15 protein-coding genes and 1 other annotated feature are annotated in these 17,430 nt (G+C 31.1%); of the genes, 5 read left to right on the top strand and 10 right to left on the bottom strand.

The window, feature by feature from the left end:
- Positions 1–129 precede the first annotated feature (129 nt).
- From V6137_RS18120 to V6137_RS18110, 3 genes are all read right to left on the bottom strand, one after another.
- Positions 130–1,044: an AbiTii domain-containing protein gene (locus V6137_RS18120; RefSeq protein ID WP_425449384.1), complete on the bottom strand. Its 915-nt coding sequence runs from the start codon at positions 1,042–1,044 to the stop codon at positions 130–132.
- Between the two features lie 220 nt (positions 1,045–1,264).
- Positions 1,265–1,483 carry a hypothetical protein gene (locus V6137_RS18115; protein WP_425449383.1) on the bottom strand — a complete coding sequence of 73 codons (219 nt, stop codon included), beginning with the start codon at positions 1,481–1,483 and terminating at the stop codon, positions 1,265–1,267.
- Positions 1,459–1,914, bottom strand: coding sequence for a hypothetical protein (locus V6137_RS18110; protein WP_425449382.1), 456 nt, complete (start codon positions 1,912–1,914; stop codon positions 1,459–1,461). The genes V6137_RS18115 and V6137_RS18110 overlap by 25 nt, the downstream gene beginning before the upstream one ends.
- A 434-nt stretch (positions 1,915–2,348) precedes the next feature.
- Here V6137_RS18110 and V6137_RS18105 point away from each other — a divergent pair, with 434 nt between their 5' ends.
- The 3 genes from V6137_RS18105 (at position 2,349) to V6137_RS18095 (ending at position 4,826) form a co-directional block, all read left to right on the top strand.
- On the top strand, positions 2,349–3,869 hold the full coding sequence (locus V6137_RS18105; protein ID WP_425449381.1) for a recombinase family protein: 1,521 nt from the start codon (positions 2,349–2,351) through the stop codon (positions 3,867–3,869).
- Positions 3,870–3,947: 78 nt separating this feature from the next.
- Entirely contained in the window at positions 3,948–4,217 is a 270-nt protein-coding gene (locus V6137_RS18100; protein WP_425449380.1) for a hypothetical protein, read from the top strand.
- A gap of 333 nt (positions 4,218–4,550) precedes the next feature.
- Positions 4,551–4,826: a hypothetical protein gene (locus V6137_RS18095; RefSeq protein WP_425449379.1), complete on the top strand. Its 276-nt coding sequence runs from the start codon at positions 4,551–4,553 to the stop codon at positions 4,824–4,826.
- 45 nt (positions 4,827–4,871) lie between these two features.
- Here the strand turns inward: V6137_RS18095 and V6137_RS18090 are convergent, their stop codons facing one another.
- The 4 genes from V6137_RS18090 to V6137_RS18075 form a co-directional block, all read right to left on the bottom strand.
- Entirely contained in the window at positions 4,872–5,081 is a 210-nt protein-coding gene (locus tag V6137_RS18090; RefSeq protein ID WP_425449378.1) for a heavy-metal-associated domain-containing protein, read from the bottom strand.
- 22 nt (positions 5,082–5,103) lie between these two features.
- Complete coding sequence (locus V6137_RS18085; protein WP_425449377.1) at positions 5,104–7,563, bottom strand: heavy metal translocating P-type ATPase; 2,460 nt, start codon at positions 7,561–7,563, stop codon at positions 5,104–5,106.
- A gap of 119 nt (positions 7,564–7,682) precedes the next feature.
- Positions 7,683–9,929: a spermidine synthase family protein gene (locus tag V6137_RS18080; RefSeq protein ID WP_425449376.1), complete on the bottom strand. Its 2,247-nt coding sequence runs from the start codon at positions 9,927–9,929 to the stop codon at positions 7,683–7,685.
- A 406-nt stretch (positions 9,930–10,335) separates the two neighbouring features.
- Positions 10,336–11,283: an alpha/beta fold hydrolase gene (locus V6137_RS18075; protein WP_425449375.1), complete on the bottom strand. Its 948-nt coding sequence runs from the start codon at positions 11,281–11,283 to the stop codon at positions 10,336–10,338.
- Between the two features lie 161 nt (positions 11,284–11,444).
- Here V6137_RS18075 and V6137_RS18070 point away from each other — a divergent pair, with 161 nt between their 5' ends.
- Positions 11,445–12,686, top strand: coding sequence for a competence/damage-inducible protein A (locus V6137_RS18070; protein ID WP_425449374.1), 1,242 nt, complete (start codon positions 11,445–11,447; stop codon positions 12,684–12,686).
- 193 nt (positions 12,687–12,879) lie between these two features.
- On the opposite strand, the gene trpS is transcribed toward V6137_RS18070, so the two are convergent.
- Positions 12,880–13,881 carry a tryptophan--tRNA ligase gene (trpS, locus tag V6137_RS18065; protein ID WP_425449373.1) on the bottom strand — a complete coding sequence of 334 codons (1,002 nt, stop codon included), beginning with the start codon at positions 13,879–13,881 and terminating at the stop codon, positions 12,880–12,882.
- A 53-nt stretch (positions 13,882–13,934) separates the two neighbouring features.
- Positions 13,935–14,142: a binding site (T-box leader), on the bottom strand.
- Positions 14,143–14,395: 253 nt separating this feature from the next.
- Between trpS and V6137_RS18060 the strand changes: the two genes are divergently transcribed.
- Positions 14,396–15,433, top strand: a complete 1,038-nt coding sequence (locus V6137_RS18060; RefSeq protein ID WP_425449372.1) for a glycosyltransferase — start codon at positions 14,396–14,398, stop codon at positions 15,431–15,433.
- A 52-nt stretch (positions 15,434–15,485) separates the two neighbouring features.
- On the opposite strand, the gene V6137_RS18055 is transcribed toward V6137_RS18060, so the two are convergent.
- Positions 15,486–16,745: a glycosyltransferase family 4 protein gene (locus V6137_RS18055; protein ID WP_425449371.1), complete on the bottom strand. Its 1,260-nt coding sequence runs from the start codon at positions 16,743–16,745 to the stop codon at positions 15,486–15,488.
- On the bottom strand, positions 16,742–17,302 hold the full coding sequence (locus tag V6137_RS18050; protein ID WP_425449370.1) for a class I SAM-dependent methyltransferase: 561 nt from the start codon (positions 17,300–17,302) through the stop codon (positions 16,742–16,744). The genes V6137_RS18055 and V6137_RS18050 overlap by 4 nt, the downstream gene beginning before the upstream one ends.
- Positions 17,303–17,430: the final 128 nt, after the last annotated feature.

The raw sequence follows: 17,430 nt of genomic DNA, 5'->3' as shown, positions 1-17,430 counted from the left end.
CCTCTATTTACATCTGCCTACAGGTACAAAATCCATGTATGTAGAGGCTCCATGTCAATGGCGAATCGGGAACGAAGAAATTATACCTTTTTCAAATTAAATGCGACAACTTACTTGACAAACACCGCACTACATCCCCAAGTAATTACCTATCAGTTTCGGAATTATTTGACTAGCAGTCTTCACTGATATTTTAACAGTGCCATTAGCTGCCTTTTTAATCATTTTTGATAACCAAGTTGCAGTTTTCTTACCTATTCCTTCTTCTCCTTTCTTCTTATCCTCTAACATAGATTTTTCTAAGTTCTTAATGTCATATTCATCAATACCAAGCTTTTTTAATTCTGATTTTAATCCACCTAAATCTCTATAAATATTAACTTCAAGTGTTTGATGTGAATTTTGATTCCCTGAAGCATAACTACCTATACTACCATAAATATGAGTGTTGAAAATTTGACTTACACTTTTCTGTGGTATAGGCTCAGAATTAATAGCAGCTTCCCCAGCTTCAGGATTTACTTTCTCGATTTCAAGCACAAATGACAAAATGCGATTTCTAACACTATCTATAAGCTTAATAATTATACCACTAGGTATTACTTTCCAAGCTTGCATGCAGTTCATATCTTCATATATCTTTTGTCCCAAAATAGAGACTAAGTCTGAAGGCCATGGTACTCTAAAAGATCCTTCATTATCTTTTGTTAGTAACTCTTCATATACACTAATACTTTGTGTAAAATATCCAGTTGTAAGATGTTCTCTCACCTTTTTGTCAGCAATACAAGAGGGTGGAATGCTAGCATTTCTTAGACCGCTACCAAAATAACCACTAAAATGACCTTTTGATTCTACTCCTCTAATCAGTCTATAGCTTGGTAATTGCTCTTTTGACTTATAACCATTTAGTTCTCTTTCAATCCATTCTTCAAAGTCTTTATTCCCCAGTCTAGCTGCTAAAATTTTACACTTTCGTAATAAATCTGTAATTTTATTATTTGAAGATACAGCTTGTAATTGTATATCTCTTAACAAACTCACGAAAACTCCTCCCTAAGTTTAATTTCGCCTAACGTTCCGAATGTTCACGACGTTCATCAGCTCTCACAAAGACGAATCCCAAATATTGATGGATGTTGGGAACACTCTGTTAGGCGATAGAATTAATGGAAATTGCCATTATACATTAATCAAAAGCGTTATCATATACCGCTCCAATATGTAATACTTAAACAGATTGGAATTTATACAGTTTCAGATACTATCTGTTTTTTACCGGTAAATATACTTGAGACATTATTTTTATATCTGGTATTTCTGAATCCTCTACCTGAGTATCTAGTATCGCTCTCATTAATGTCATGCAAAATTTTATTCCAACTTCTTCTGCTATTATATCCTTTAAGTAAATATTTGTATCATCATATTTTTCGGGAAAATTAATACAAAAATATGTCATTTTTTTCTTTTTTCTTCCCATATTCTATATTTCACCGTGCCTTTACCATCGATTTTTCTTTTAATACTTTTAGTTAGAAATTTATTTATTTGTCCCACTTTACTCCACGTGGCTAAGTTCTTATTTATATAAACTTCATCCCATGTATCAAAAATAGGGAAGTGTAATAGTAAATTTCTTATAAAACTAAATAGATCATCTGCAATTATCCCTTCAAAATGAGGTCGTCCACCTTTTTTCATCCAATTAATGTATTCTTTAATAGGCTCATAACTCAATAATTCTTTATATATCGAAAATGATTCTCTTAGTTTATAAAATCTTATTCTAGCATCATTGTTAATAAAATCATCATTTACAACTTCTTCATATAAATCATAGAATCTATTATAAAATAATAATAAAACTTCTTTCTCTTTTTCGTTTGGTTTTAATTCTTCTATTTTAATCACCCCACAAATTCAAATATATCATTCCTTTTCTTATATTATTAAATCAATATAAGAAAATTTTGCAAAAAACTAATTAATTCTGTCGCCTAACTCAAATATTTCCGTCTATTTTATGTCCCTAATGCTTCTTAATAATCACATTTAATGACTAATTATGTCGCTAATACTTTTCTATATATAACATTCTTTTCATATAAATATCTGAGTTTATTTTAATTCTTTATTAATTCAGGCACATATTATAATGATTTCTACCAAAACATGACAACTCCTTCAATTTTCATTCATCATCTTTCGACATTTTCCTCTGTGACTTTTTTAAATATAAAAGTTAATATTATTGATTTGAAGCTCACCATCTAAAACATAAATTGCCTTACATATGGATAATACTGTATAATATTATTAATAGCTAATAAATGAAAGGTGATTCTATGAATATATGTATTTACTTAAGAAAATCGAGAGCTGAAGAAAATATGTCTATAGAAGAAGTTCTAAGTAGGCATAAGACAACACTACTGGCTTTAGCTCAAAAACATAATTATAATATATTAGATATAAAAGAGGAAGTTGTTTCAGGGGAATCTATAGCTAGACGGCCTAAGATGATTGAGTTGCTGCAAGAAGTGGAAGACAGTAAATATGATGCTGTTCTATGTATGGATATAGATAGACTTGGCAGGGGCAATATGAGGGAGCAGGGACTCATCCTCGAAACCTTTAAGGAATATAATACTAAGATAATTACTCCAGTTAAAGTTTATGACCTGGACAATGAATTTGATGAAGAGTATACTGAATTCGAAGCCTTTATGTCTAGAAGAGAATTAAAGATCATAAAGAAAAGACTTTTCCGTGGAAGAATGAAAAGTCTTCAAGAAGGAAATTATATAGCTTCCTTAGCTCCCTTTGGTTATGAAAAAAAAGATAAAACACTGGTAATCGATGAAACTCAAGCTAATGTAGTCAAACTGATATTTAACCTATATGTAAATCAAAATTTTGGTGATAGCAAGATTGCTAAATATCTAATAGATAATAAAATCCCTACTGCCAATAATAATTTAAACTGGGATAAAACTACTATTAGAACAATATTAAAAAATCCTGTATATACTGGCAAGGTAGTGTGGGGTAAAAAAAAGTTTAAATATGATAAGGAAGGAAATAAAACATCTAAACTTCAAGATATGAAAGACTGGAAAATATACGAAGGTAAACATAAGGCTATAATTAGTGAAGAAACTTTTAAAAAGGCTCAAAAATTTGCTAGAAAAAGAAACAACCCAAGGGTTCATTCAAATAAAAAACTCAGAAACCCCTTAGCTGGTTTAATAAAATGTGGCGGTTGTGGTAATACAATGACTATAAGAACCTGTAAAAATAAGTCCGATAGTATTAGATGTTATAAAAACTGTGGTAAAGTAAAATCCAGTTATATTTATTTAATAGAAGATCGTCTACTGGACTCTGTTTTAAAGGAATTAAAAAGAATACAATTTGAATTTAAACATGAGAAAAAAAATATGGACTCTACTGCTTCTAAAGTAATAAGTGGTACAATACAAACCAAGATTAAACAACTTAATACCCTATCTAACCAGAAAGAAAAACTGTATGATTTACTCGAACAAGGTATATATGATAATGATACTTTCTTAGATAGAATGAATACCTTATCAAATAAAATTGCTACTGTTACAAATGATATAGAAGATTTAAAAATAAAATTATCAAAAATACAAGAGGATAAAAATTTAGAAAATAATATTATACCTAGAATCAATGATAATATTAAATTCTTAGAGGAACTATATCATAATCTAGAAGCTAAACAGAGAAATGAGTTCTTGAAAACTATTGTAGATGAAGTTATATATACAAAGGATAAGGATGCCGGAAGAGATGAGTTTAATCTAGAGATACACTTAAAATTAAAACCGTTGGTATAACTATATATAAATATTTATATCGACAAGAATATTTATATGATATAATTAGGCTATGATAACTATTGAAAGGATGATACTATGGATAATGAAAAAATATTTAATTTAATGGAAAAAATGTATAGTGAGTTTACAGAGTTTAAATCTGAAGTTAAGGATTTAAAAACTGAGGTTAAGGGTTTAAAAACTGAAGTTAGTGATATTAAAAAAACAGTAATTAAAATTGAAAATGACCATGGTCAAAAGCTTGATGCTCTATTTGATGGATATAAACAGAACTCTGAAAAGCTAAACGAAATAGAAGAAGAAGTTAAAAAACATGAAGAAGTTATTATAAGAAGAGTAAAGTAAGGAAAATTACAAGAAACTAAGTTGTGAGTAACTGATCCGATATTTCAAAGCTTAAATCAATTAAATAGTACTATAGAGTAAAAATAGAAATACCCCAGAAATCAAAACCATTGATATATCTAGGTTTAAAGGCGTTGGTATCATACCAATAACTATGTAACATTATTTGAACCAACTGCAACATTACTTGAAAAAGAAGGTAAAGGTCATATAGTTGCTTCAATTGGTAAAGAAGGAGGATATATCCCTTATACCTGCTACAGTACTACTAAAAGCTATCTAGAAGAAAATCCAGATGTCATTCAAAGCTTTACAAATGCAATCTACAAAGGTATGCTTTGGGTTAAATCCCACTCCGATGAGGAAGTAGCAAAGGCATTACAACCCCAATTCCCAGATGCTGATTTAGATGTATTAACAACTTTAGTTGGCAGATATAAAGAACAGGATACTTGGAGACCTAATCCTGTTTTAACTGAAGAGGGATTAAATCATATGATGAAAATAATGGAGATGGCAGGACAGTTAGATAAAAGAGCTCCTTATGAAGAGATAGTTAACACCGAATTTGCTGAAAAAGCTTTAGATGAAGTAAAACTAGAAGAATAATAATTAGAAAAATATCTTGGTTTTAAAACCAAGATATTTTTCTAATTATTCTACTGAAATATACTCATAACCTGCTTCTTCTATTGCTTCTTTAAACTTACTATCTTCAACATCATTGGCCAATTCAACAGATGCACTTTGATTTTCTAAATTAACATCTACAGATTTAACTCCGCATATATCCTTTAGAGCAGTTTCAACATGACCTACACAATGTCCACAGGACATTCCATTAATTTTTATTATTTTCTTCACCTTATTTCACCTCCTTGTATTGTTATTTATTAGATGGTTTGAATCCTTTTAGTCTTAAAGCATTGGTCAATACAGATACTGAACTTAGTGACATGGCTGCTGCCGCAAACATTGGGTTTAACTTTGGACCGCCAAATATATATAGTAGCCCTGCTGCCAATGGTATTCCCGCTGTATTATAGGCAAATGCCCAGAATAGATTTTGTTTTATGTTTCTTATTGTGGCTTTACTCAATTGTATAGCAGTAACAACATCTAAAATATCACTTTTCATAAGGACTATATCAGCGGATTCCATAGCAACATCGGTTCCTGATCCTATTGCCATTCCCACATCAGATTGGGCAAGTGCAGGAGCATCATTTATTCCATCTCCAACCATGGCTACTTTCTTACCCTGGTCTTGAAGTTTTTTAACTTCACTAGCTTTGTCTTCAGGTAAAACTTCTGCTAATACTATGTCTATTCCCACTTGTTTTGCTATAGCCTCCGCAGTTCTTTTATTATCCCCTGTAATCATAGCTACTTCTATTCCCATATCGTGTAATCGTCTTATAGCTTCTTCACTACTTTCCTTTACTACATCAGCCACCGCTATAATACCTGCTAAATTATTGTCTATAGCTATAAACATAGGAGTCTTCCCTTCATTGGCAAGTCTATCGGATGAATCCTGTAAACTGATCTTTATATTTCTATCATCCATTAATTTTTTATTGCCGAGTAATATATCTTTGCCTTCAATGTTAACTTCTATTCCGTGTCCTGGTATAGCCTGAAAATTATCTACTTTTTTAAATTCTAATCCTTTATCTTCAGCAGCTCTAACTATTGCCTCTCCTAGAGGATGCTCCGAACTCTTTTCTGCAGAGGCGGCTAGGGATAATAGTTGATCTTTATTATATTCATTTGCCATAACTATGTCGGTAACCTCTGGTTTTCCTTCGGTTATAGTTCCAGTTTTATCAAACACTATTGTTTCTATCTTATGACTTGTCTCTAGAGGAACCCCACCTTTAATTAGTACTCCATGTTCTGCTCCTTTTCCTGTTCCAACCATTATAGCAGTAGGTGTTGCCAATCCCAAAGCACAAGGACATGCTATTACCAATACTGATATGAAAATTGTAAGGGCAAATATACCTGTAGCTCCACCTAAGAAATACCATGCTAAACCTGATAATATAGCTATAACTATTACCACTGGAACAAAATATCCTGATATAACATCGGCCATCTTTGCTATAGGCGCCTTAGATCCTTGGGCATCTTCTACTAATTTTATAATTTGGGCAAGAGCAGTATCTTTGCCTACTTTGCTTGCTTTAAACTTTATAGTTCCATTTTTATTTATACTTGCACCTATTACCTTGCTTCCTTCTTCCTTTTCAACTGGAATACTTTCCCCTGTGAGCATTGATTCATCAACTGAAGTATGACCCTCTATTACCACTCCATCAACAGGTATTTTCTCTCCCGGTTTAACAAGGATTATATCTCCAACTTCCACCTCTTCAATGGGTATCGTTACTTCCTTTCCATCTTCAATAACTATGGCCGTTTTAGGTTGTAATCCCATAAGCTTCTTTATGGCTTCAGATGTTTTTCCCTTTGAAACTGATTCTAAATATTTCCCCAATAGGATAAGGGTAATAATAACCCCTGCAGTTTCAAAGTATAAGTCATTGGCATACTTGAGATTGCCTTCATAAATCTTTACCGTTCCATATATACCATAAAGTATAGCTGCCGATGTACCTATAGCTATCAACGAATCCATATTAGGACTTCTTCTTATAAGGGCTTTGAACCCTCCAGTGTAAAATTTATTTCCAGCAATTGCAACTGGTATTGTAAGTACTAACTGAGCTAAAGCAAAGTTAACAGGATTGTGGGATGGGTCCACTATTTCCGGTATTGGAAATCCCAACATATGTCCCATAGCTAGATATAATAAAGGTATTGAAAAAACTGCTGAAACTATAAACTTTTTAAGTAGGTTTTTCATTTCCCTTTCTCTTCTATTTTTTTCTTCATCCACTTGATCCCCAGCACTTATTTCTAAAGGCTTATAGCCTGCCTTAGTTATGGCATTTTTTATCTCAGATATTCTATTTTTATATGGATTATATTTAACTGTTGCCTTTTCGGTTGCAAAGTTTACATTTACCTCTTCTATTCCCTCTAACTTATTTATTGACTTTTCCACAGCCTTAGCACAGGATGCACAGGTCATATCTCCGATGGGAATTATTATCTCCCTTAATTCCACATCATCTTCTGCACTATACCCCGCCTTATTCACAGCCCCTTTTATATCATCTAATGATAATTTAGAATCATCAAAGTTAACCATTAACTTTTCAGTAGCAAAATTTACATTTGCTGATTTAACCCCTTTAAGCTTTGCTACACTTTTTTCAACAGCATTAGCACAGGATGCACAGGTCATACCATTGATCTTTAAATTCTCTTTTATCATGTTATCCCTCCTTAATAATTGTAGTTATAAAATCTAACTTTACCCCCCTCCCACGTGGGGTGTGTTGTTTATAATGTATCATCCATCATTCTATTTGTCAACAGTAAACCATAATTTTTTTATAGTTTAAAGAGAAATATTAATATATACATGATTATTCCCACTACTATCGCAGCTGTAAATCCTAAAATCATGGAAATTGCTAAGGCAATCACTGAACCTGTTACAGACATCACTCCATTTACCCCCCACATAAGGGGTATATAGGTTTCATCTTTACCACTAAGTTTTGCTATTCCTTGGGGAAATGCCATTCCCATAAAAAATCCAAGGGGAAATAGTAAAACAGTTAGTATAGCTAACTTATATATGTCCCTAACATCTACAAATGTATTAATTACATTTGGTAATAAGATTAATAGTATAGCTGATATTAATGGGATTATGATAAAAATAACTCTTCTATCTTTTATAGATGTTTTAAATATTTTTTTACTACTTAAATAACTTCCAATACCACAACTTAGAAGTAATGAAAATAATATATAACTAAAGGACCTTGATGGATTACCTAAAAATAATATACTCTTTTGTATAAGGGGAATCTCAATTAACATAAATCCCGCCCCAATTAATCCAAAATATATTGAAGGCTTTAACACAGACTTTTTCTTAATAATGTAAGCAAACAATATAATTGTCACTACAAATACAGTAATTAATAATCCCTTTAACGAATCGGGAATTCCCTTCTCGAAGTCATAGAAGAAAGGTTTATCATCTATAGCTGGTTTACTATTAAAGGGAATCTTATTATAAAGTTCTTCTAAACCTATTGTATTCTCACTAAGAGCTTCATAAATCCCTATGGACATAAGACCTGGAAAGTTCATTATTACTCTATCTTGTTTCATTATTTCCCTGTAAATACTATCTAATTCTTGATTTTTAAAGGGAACTTTTTTAAATATTACCACTGGCATACTTATTCGGGATCTATGTTTTTCCCCCATTGAATTAGTTATATTATTAATGGCTACAAAGTAATTAGTTAACTCTTCTTTTTTTATTCCCCGTTCTAAAAGGACTTCAATAGCTGTATTTATTCCTCTAGTCATATCTTGAGCCCCATGAAACATAAAACTAAGATATCCATCATCCTCTAGATGGTCAAAGTATTCCCTTACGGCTTCCTTTGTGTAAATATAGTTTTCCGAAAGACTTAATCCTCCATTGTTTGCCGTATTGGTCATAACCATAGATAGGTAGATATTATTATACTTTTTATTAGTCTTTTCAATAAAATTTCTACCATCATCTACAAAATTATTTACCCCTTTATAGTTATAAATATCTCCATTGTACTCTTTAAAATGTTTAACTGCATCAACAGTCGAAGAGTTGATTTCAACTCCATCAATATTTTTACTTTTCCCTAAAAGGGCTAACAGTATATCCTTGCCACCCCCTGAGCCAATAATTAAAGTTTCTTTATTATTTCCAATAGAAAATGGTAGGTAATTTATTTCTTTTTTTAGATGTTCTACACTTTTCAAATCTCCATTAAACTTTATCATTGGAGCACTGGCACCACCGTCGGTTATTATAGTTTTATGGTCACTATTCATCTCTAATACATCAGTCCTGGCAACGGAGTTCCATTGGGTATATGATATATTGACATTCTCATCGATATGCTCCTTAGTATATGCTAAGCTTGTTATTGGACTTGTAAAGTATGATACAAAGTTTTTTTCTATTCCTAGTAGGAAACTCCTTTCAACTAATAAAATACTAAGAATAAAAAAAACAATTCCATATATATATGTTTTTTTATTTATTCCTTCCCATATAGAAAATAATAAAGTTGACAATAGACCCATTGAACCTATGAAAAATACTGTAGCCATAAATCCCAAATTATCCATTAATGGAATAAGCAATATGCTACCTAGGGTTGACCCTAATAAGTCAGCGAAATAAAGCTTATTAGAGATTTTATTGTGCTTTGAAAATACTAAGGACAATATCATTCCACCGATTATAAAGGGTATACTTGAAAGTACAGAATAAAAACCAAAGAAATTTACAAAGGGCATTTTATATATAAGTAAAATACAAATTAAATATGATAGAGATAAAACTAAAGTCAATCCACTATAACTATAATTTTTCTTTATTTTATATACTATTAAACCTCCAATACCAATACCTAAAATCGCTAAAGAAGTTGTTAAAAATACAAAGTGATATTGTAATATTGATGATAACATTCTAGTTATTAGTATCTCATATATAAAAAGAGAGGTTGATACAAGAAATATACTTATAAGATTAATTCCAATATGTCTTTTTAACTTTTCCATAATAGTCCCTTCTTTCATATAGTATTCTTATCATTTATAAGGTCAATTAATAAGTCTTATATTAAGTCTTTCCATCCTCCCTTCTAGTTTATAGTCAAATTTTACACATCTTCACTTTATATAACAAGCAATTATCATGCCAATATTAAAAGCATTGAAAATGCCAATTGTATTTTCCTCAATTGATGGATTTGCTACAAATAAAAAAAGGTATATGTATCATATGACACATATACCTTTTAATAACTTTACCATATTATGAAACTTTATATTAAAATATAACTTATCCTTTTTCACACTTTTCACCTATATATTCAAATTCAATAGTTTTCTATAGTTTAAAAACTAAATGATGTCTCACTTTATAAAAATAAAGATTTTTTGACATCAATTTAAACCTATATAATTATTTCTTAAATACTCTTAAAACCTCATCGCTAAATTTATTCCATTCTTCGATCATAGGCATATGGGCTGAATTTTCAAACCATACAAATTCTTTATGGGGCGCTTTAAGATGTTCAAGGTATTCTAATGCTGTCTTTGAAGGTGTTGTATAATCATGTCTACCGCCAAAGAATGCAACTGGTACCTTAACCTCTTTAATTTCTTCATAGGGGTTAGCAGTTAACATTTCATCTAATAGATTCATAACATTGAATCCACTCCCCTGTTCCCAATTCTTAATATCTTCCTCATTGTAATAATTAGAACTCTCCATCCCCTTATACATAACAGGGCCTAATTCTCCATTTTTCATAACCCCATCATATTCATTGACCCATTTTCTTATAGTTTGAATATTTTCTAATGGCTTTTTATATGGTGGTAGATCTACCTGTTCTATTTCTTGTAGTGCTTCCTTATTATCATTCTTTAAAGCCATTTCTTTAACAAAATTATAAACTACAGTTTCACCTTTCATCATATCAGCCACTTGCCCGATTCCTATATAACTATTATACAGTTCTGGATGTTTATAAATCACATTCATTCCTAAAATAGTCCCCCATGAATGACCTATTAAATATATTTTATCTTTATTATATTTTTCCCTTAAATAGTTGGTAACTTCCACAGTGTCTTTTAGAAATTGTTCTAGGTTCATTGTTTCCTTTGGAATATCTTCAGAATAGGACAGACCTGCTCCCCTTTGGTCCCAATTGACAACAACAAACTCCCTTTCTAACTCTTTCTGATACTGTGGCATATATCCAATCTGTGCATTACCAGGACCCCCATGAAGAAAAAGAACAACTGGATTTTCTTTATTATCTCCCCGTTCTAATATGTACTGATTTATACCGCCAATTCTAACAGTATTTAACTGGTCTATAGCATTTTTATAACCCATTTTTAGTCCCCCTATTTATTTTTTTGTGTCTCAGTTATCAAAATTTTTTCAGCACTAATTTACAGTTTTAATGAAATTGACTTGTTTATCCTTTAATCATGTTGTGTTAATATAATACTATCATAAAGTTTAACACTATTCCAAAAATAGAGGTGATTAAAATGAAAGCTGAAATTATAGCAATAGGTACAGAGCTATTACTAGGTGATACCCTTAATACAAATTCACAATATATATCTGAAAAATTAGCAGAACTGGGTATTGACGTTTATTATCATACCATTGTAGGAGATAATCCCAAAAGACTAAAAGAATGTCTTAAGTCGGCTTTTGAAAGAGTAGATTTGGTTATTACAACAGGTGGACTTGGGCCAACACAGGATGATCTAAGCAAAGAAATAGCAACAGCATATTTCCAAAAGAAAATGGAACTTGATTATGACTCTTTGAAGTTTATACAGAACTTTTATAAAAGGGGAAATAGAGTCATGCCAAAGAGTAATGAAAAACAGGCATATTTTCCTGAAGGTAGCTTAATAATGAAAAACAATAATGGTACTGCACCGGGATATATATTGGAAAATGATAATAGGATCATAATTCAATTACCAGGACCTCCAAAGGAAATGAAACCTATGTTTGAGGAAAATGTAATACACTATTTAAACAAATTCAATAATTATATCATTAAGTCAAAAACAATTAAAATCTTAGGTATAGGGGAGTCCTCTTCTGAAGAATTGGTAGAAGACATAATAAGAAAACAAAGTAACCCTAGTATTGGGACATATGGTATCCCTGGAGGTTGTAAATTTAGAATAACTGCAAAGGCTAAAAATGTTACTGAAGCTCTGTCGATAATTGAGCCAGTCGAATATGAGTTAAGGGAAAGATTAAAAGAAAATGTTTATGGTGTTGATGATGAAAGTATAGAAGAAGTGGTGGCAAAATTATTAATTGAAAAAAATCTAACCATATCTACCGCCGAATCCTGTACTGGAGGAATGGTTTCATCTAAACTAATAAACTATCCTGGAATATCTAAAGTCTTTATGCAAGGTATAACAACCTATAGTAATAAATCTAAAATGAAAATGTTAAATGTAAAAAAGGAAACATTGGAAAAATTCGGTGCTGTAAGTAAAGAAACAGCAGCAGAAATGGCAGAGGGCATAGCTAAAGTAGCAGGTACTAATATCGGTCTCTCCACCACTGGTATAGCAGGTCCCGACGGTGGCACTAAAGAAAAACCGGTAGGCCTTGTATATTTAGGACTATATCTGGATGGAAAAGTTAAAACTAAAAAAATTAATGTTGCAAATATAAGTAATAATAGAAATTCCATAAGAAGTAGATCAACCTTGATACTTTTAGATTGGTTAAGAAGGGAACTGATTATATAGTCTATTTAGAAGGTTTTGAGTTAATAGGCTGGGGGATTACGAATCCCCCAGTAACTGGAAACATTGAAACCTTCGAATGAATTCGAAGCTACTTGTACACAGGTATAGGTAATAACCCATGATGATGTAGATGGGAATTCATTCCCCTCTATAACTTTAGCTACAAATTGGATGATACTCTAAAGGGACTCTTTTAAAACTTTCTCTTTACAAATCCAACCTTTCTATATACCTTACTTAGCATCTTCCTAGCTTCTCTTTCAGCTCTTTTAGCTCCATCTAAATATATTTCCTCTAAATAATCCTTATTTTTCATAAGTTCATCAAACTTTTCCCTAATAGGTCTTAGTCCTTCTACTATAACTTCAGCTGTGTCAGATTTAAACTTACCATATCCTTCTCCTTCATATTTTTTCTCTATTTCTTCTATAGTTTCACCTGTAAATTTAGAATATATATTAAGTAAGTTCTTTATGCCAGGCTGATCATCACTGTATTTAACTACTCCTAATGAATCTGTAACGGCCCTTTTAATCTTTCTTCTTATACTATCTGGATCTTCTAATACAAGAATACGTCCCTTATCATCTTCTCCAGACTTAGACATTTTACTAGTTGGTTCTTGGAGGTCCATTATTCTCGCTCCTACCTTAGAAATAAGGGGTTCAGGCACTGTAAATGTAGGACTATATTTATTATTAAATCTTTCTGCTAAATCCCGTGCCAACTCTAAATGTTGCTTTTGATCTTCCCCAACCGGTACAAAATCTGTTTTATAAAGTAGTATATCCGATGCCATTAAGACAGGATAAGTAAATAAACCTGCGTTAAGATTAGCTTCATTTTTTTGAGATTTTTCCTTAAACTGGGTCATCCTATTTAGTTGCCCCATATATGTTATAGTATTTAATACCCAACTTAGTTCTGCATGGGCACTAACATGGGACTGGATAAACATAGTGTTCTTTTCTGGATCAAGTCCTGCTGCTATATACTGTGCTAATAACTCTAAAGACTTTCTTCTTAAATCTTTAGGTACTTGAGGTACAGTTATAGCATGTAAATCTACTATACAATAATAGCATTTATATTCATCTTGTAAGTTAACCCAATTTTTTATAGCTCCTAAATAATTTCCAATAGTTATATCTCCAGATGGCTGTACACCACTAAATATGACTTTTTTATCTGACATAATATCAGCTCCTTTTATAGTTTATAAAAATAAAAAAACCCTTCATCTCATTATACAGAGACGAAGGGTTATATTCGCGGTACCACTCTATTTGGTCAAAGACCCACTTAATCCCTTAACGGAGGATAACCGTTAAATCCTACTATATTTCAGATCAAAACTCCTAGGTCCATTCAGTATATTTCTATACATCGAGCTTACACCATCCTCGACTCGCTATAGTAAGATAATAAACCTACTAATCCCAGTCATCGATTTAATATATATTGTTATTATATATATTATACACAAATTTTATTAATTGTAAATAGCTTTTTTAATATTTATGTCTACTATTTTTAACATTTCCCTATATTATGCCGTGGAACGAATTCCCCTCAGTTTACCTTCTAAGTATATTTAGACACTACTTACACCTAGATAAAAGTAGCTTCGAATTCATTCGAAGGTTTAATTGCATATATAGATATATAACTTCATATTCTTTACTATAATGTATTTTAGGAGGATTTCTATGCCCACAATAATATACCCCCCCACCATAGATTATGGCTGGCTATACCAAAGACCTCAACAGTTACTAAAGGAAATGGCTAGTTTAGGATATAAAGTTATATACTATAACAATGAGATCTACTGTAAACAAAGACATAGCATAATGGAATTAAATCCAAATTTTCTTTTAACAAAATCTGATATACCCCTTAAATATTTAAGGGTTGAGAGACCTATAATTAGTTGGATATCCTATCCTCCCCATGTAAAACTTGCAGGTTCCTATGGTGAAGAACTTATAGTTTTTGATGCCATAGATGATGCCAGTGATGAGTTTAGTAGTTGGAAAAAAGATTTAGACAAAATATCAAAAAAAGCTGATATTATTTTTACTACAGCAAAAAAAATGTATTATTATCATAAAAAATATCATACATCTGTCTATATGTGTCCAAATGGAGCTGATTATCAACATTTTAACAGAGCAAAAAGGCTATTTGATGATCGACCAAAGGACCTACCGAAGAATGTTAATCCTATTATAGGCTACTTTGGAGCAGTGGCTCCTTGGATAGACTGGGAACTGATAAAGTACATAAGTACTAAAAATCCAAATTTGAATTTTGTTATTATCGGTCCCAAATATGGGAGTTTTAGCGGTACATTCAATGGAGATAACATATATTATTTAGGCAGAAAAAGTTATTTAGAGCTACCTAATTATCTTCAATATTTTGATGTATGTCTACTTCCTTTTAAAATTACATCTATGATAGAGGGTTGCAACCCTATAAAGTTATATGAATATTTAAGTTCCGGAAAGCCTGTAGTTGCAACTAATATGCCCGAAGTCACCAATATCCCCGGTGTTTATATAGGGAAGGGAAAGGAAGATTTTAATACCAAAATCAAAGAATCTCTAAAGGAAAGGTTTAACTTAAAGGATATTAATAACCGTATTAATTATGCTAAAAAAAATTCTTGGGAAAACAGAGCTAAATATGCCCACTCTGTAATTAAAGGATATTTAAAAGCTAAAAATATTACAATCGATTAATTGGATGTGAGGGAGCCGTGGCTCCCCAATAACCAATTAATATAATTTAAAGTTAAATCTTATCTACTGTAATTACTTTTATATTATCTTTATAACTTAAAATTTCATTTTCAAACTTATCTATTGAGCTTCTCCATGAAAAGTTATTAGCAGTTTTTAGACCTTCACTTATTAACATTTTTCTTAGTTCTTTAGACCCAAGGGCACCTTCTATTTTATTTGAAAGTTCTTCTACATTTCCACAGCTATACATCAAACAATTTTTTTTATCCTTTGCATACTCTTTGACACCTTCATTAGACGTAGTTATTACCATAGTTCCACTGGCCATTGCCTCTAAAGGAGGCAATGAGAATGATTCATAATAGGAACCTGATATATAAATATCAGCTTCTCTATACAACCTACCCAATTCATCCTGAGTAGGTTGTACTATATAGTTTATATTAAGTTCTTTATCTCTATAGTCAATAACAGGAAGTGTTGGAGTTATCCACTTCATCCTAAAATTGTAACCTCTTTTTTTTAATATTGTTAAAGCATTTATTATATCTTCGTGTCCCTTAAATCCCAATTGGTCATTTCCTACAATTAAAATTTCTATAGGTGTTTCTTGATCCTCTTTGCTTTTCCAGAAAAACATGTTATTATCTATTGCATTTGGTATTATTATTGACTTTCTTTTATATAAATTATTTATTTTACCTTTCATAATATTAGACACCGTGATTATTTTCACCGGCAGTTTATGACTGGTTATTATTAAGTTTCTATAAATAGGTTCTATATTTTCATGATTGAATATAAAAATATCCCCTTGAGCAAAATAATATTTTATAGGTGCTGAAGACTTTAGTGCGTCTATGATTAAGTCCCAGTATCCAGCTATAACAATATCTTTATTATTAACTAATCTATATAAATGTTTATCTGATGGCACCTGTACGTATTCACATCTGAGATCTATCCACTTTGGTTTTGGCAAGTGACAATAAAGGGTAACTTCATGTCCCCTATCTTTTAAATAATTTCCCTGTTCTATTAATATTTTTAATCCCCCAGTAACAAAATTATGGGGTAATAAATATCCTATGGAGAGTTTTTTCTTTTCTTTAAGATAATTTAATTTTTTAGTAGAATAGTTATAGCCTAGTAAAGAAAGTTTCTTTAATTGAATCTCAATTTTTTTTCTATCTCCATCTATTATAGCTGTGTTTAAATCATATATTGGATTCCTATTTTCAAATAATCTTGCTATCTCTTTAATTCTACTCTTAGTATAGTGTTCCCTTAGTTTACTATAATCGATCATCTACTACCCCTTCCTTCTATTAAAACTATAATAGAAGCATTATTTATTCCCATGGGCAATATCTCAGCCTTTTTTATATGAAATCCTTTAAAATCTTTTATCTTCCAGACACTCTTATGTTCCTCTAAAAAATTATCTAGATAACTCTGTTTTGCCGGTATTTCGGGAACCGATATAATTAAGGTTTTAGTCTTATCTAGTATTTTCTCTATAACCTTTTTACCATCTTCCTTATCAAAATGCTCCAGTACATCTATCATAATTGCTAACTGATATTGTTTTTTTATGGATGCCATAACTTCCTCTATTAACCCATAATAAATATTATCATATACATACTCATGTATTGGATTATTGTAACTTTCAAACCCCTCTATTCCATCTATAGTTACTTTCCATTTATTCTTTTCATATCTCTCATAGGGAATATCCAATAAATCCCTACACAACACCCCATATTTTCCAAATCCAACACCTATATCTAAGATGCTTTTAGGTTTTTCTTTCAATATAAAGTCCATAATAGTTGAAATCTGCCCATAATAACTGGTTGGCATATTATCCCTCCTCGTATAATATAGTTAGAACATTTGATAGAAAATAAAGTTCTTTTCTACCGAACATTCTCACTAAAAATAACTTCAATATTCATATTCTTAAATAACCTTTTAATACAAAACTTATC

This window comes from Dethiothermospora halolimnae, assembly GCF_037577855.1.
Lineage (GTDB): Bacteria > Bacillota > Clostridia > Tissierellales > VENL01 > Dethiothermospora > Dethiothermospora halolimnae.
The sequence above is the reverse complement of the archived record's forward strand: the minus strand, read 5'-3'. Positions and strand labels throughout refer to the sequence as shown.

Coding starts and splice junctions, on each gene's coding strand:
- V6137_RS18115 (WP_425449383.1), bottom strand. CDS start 1,483: ATGGGAAGAAAAAAGAAAAAAATGACATATTTTTGTATTAATTTTCCC.
- V6137_RS18105 (WP_425449381.1), top strand. CDS start 2,349: ATGAATATATGTATTTACTTAAGAAAATCGAGAGCTGAAGAAAATATG.
- V6137_RS18100 (WP_425449380.1), top strand. CDS start 3,948: ATGGATAATGAAAAAATATTTAATTTAATGGAAAAAATGTATAGTGAG.
- V6137_RS18095 (WP_425449379.1), top strand. CDS start 4,551: ATGCTTTGGGTTAAATCCCACTCCGATGAGGAAGTAGCAAAGGCATTA.
- V6137_RS18085 (WP_425449377.1), bottom strand. CDS start 7,563: ATGATAAAAGAGAATTTAAAGATCAATGGTATGACCTGTGCATCCTGT.
- V6137_RS18080 (WP_425449376.1), bottom strand. CDS start 9,929: ATGGAAAAGTTAAAAAGACATATTGGAATTAATCTTATAAGTATATTT.
- V6137_RS18075 (WP_425449375.1), bottom strand. CDS start 11,283: ATGGGTTATAAAAATGCTATAGACCAGTTAAATACTGTTAGAATTGGC.
- V6137_RS18070 (WP_425449374.1), top strand. CDS start 11,445: ATGAAAGCTGAAATTATAGCAATAGGTACAGAGCTATTACTAGGTGAT.
- trpS (WP_425449373.1), bottom strand. CDS start 13,881: ATGTCAGATAAAAAAGTCATATTTAGTGGTGTACAGCCATCTGGAGAT.
- V6137_RS18060 (WP_425449372.1), top strand. CDS start 14,396: ATGCCCACAATAATATACCCCCCCACCATAGATTATGGCTGGCTATAC.
- V6137_RS18055 (WP_425449371.1), bottom strand. CDS start 16,745: ATGATCGATTATAGTAAACTAAGGGAACACTATACTAAGAGTAGAATT.
- V6137_RS18050 (WP_425449370.1), bottom strand. CDS start 17,302: ATGCCAACCAGTTATTATGGGCAGATTTCAACTATTATGGACTTTATA.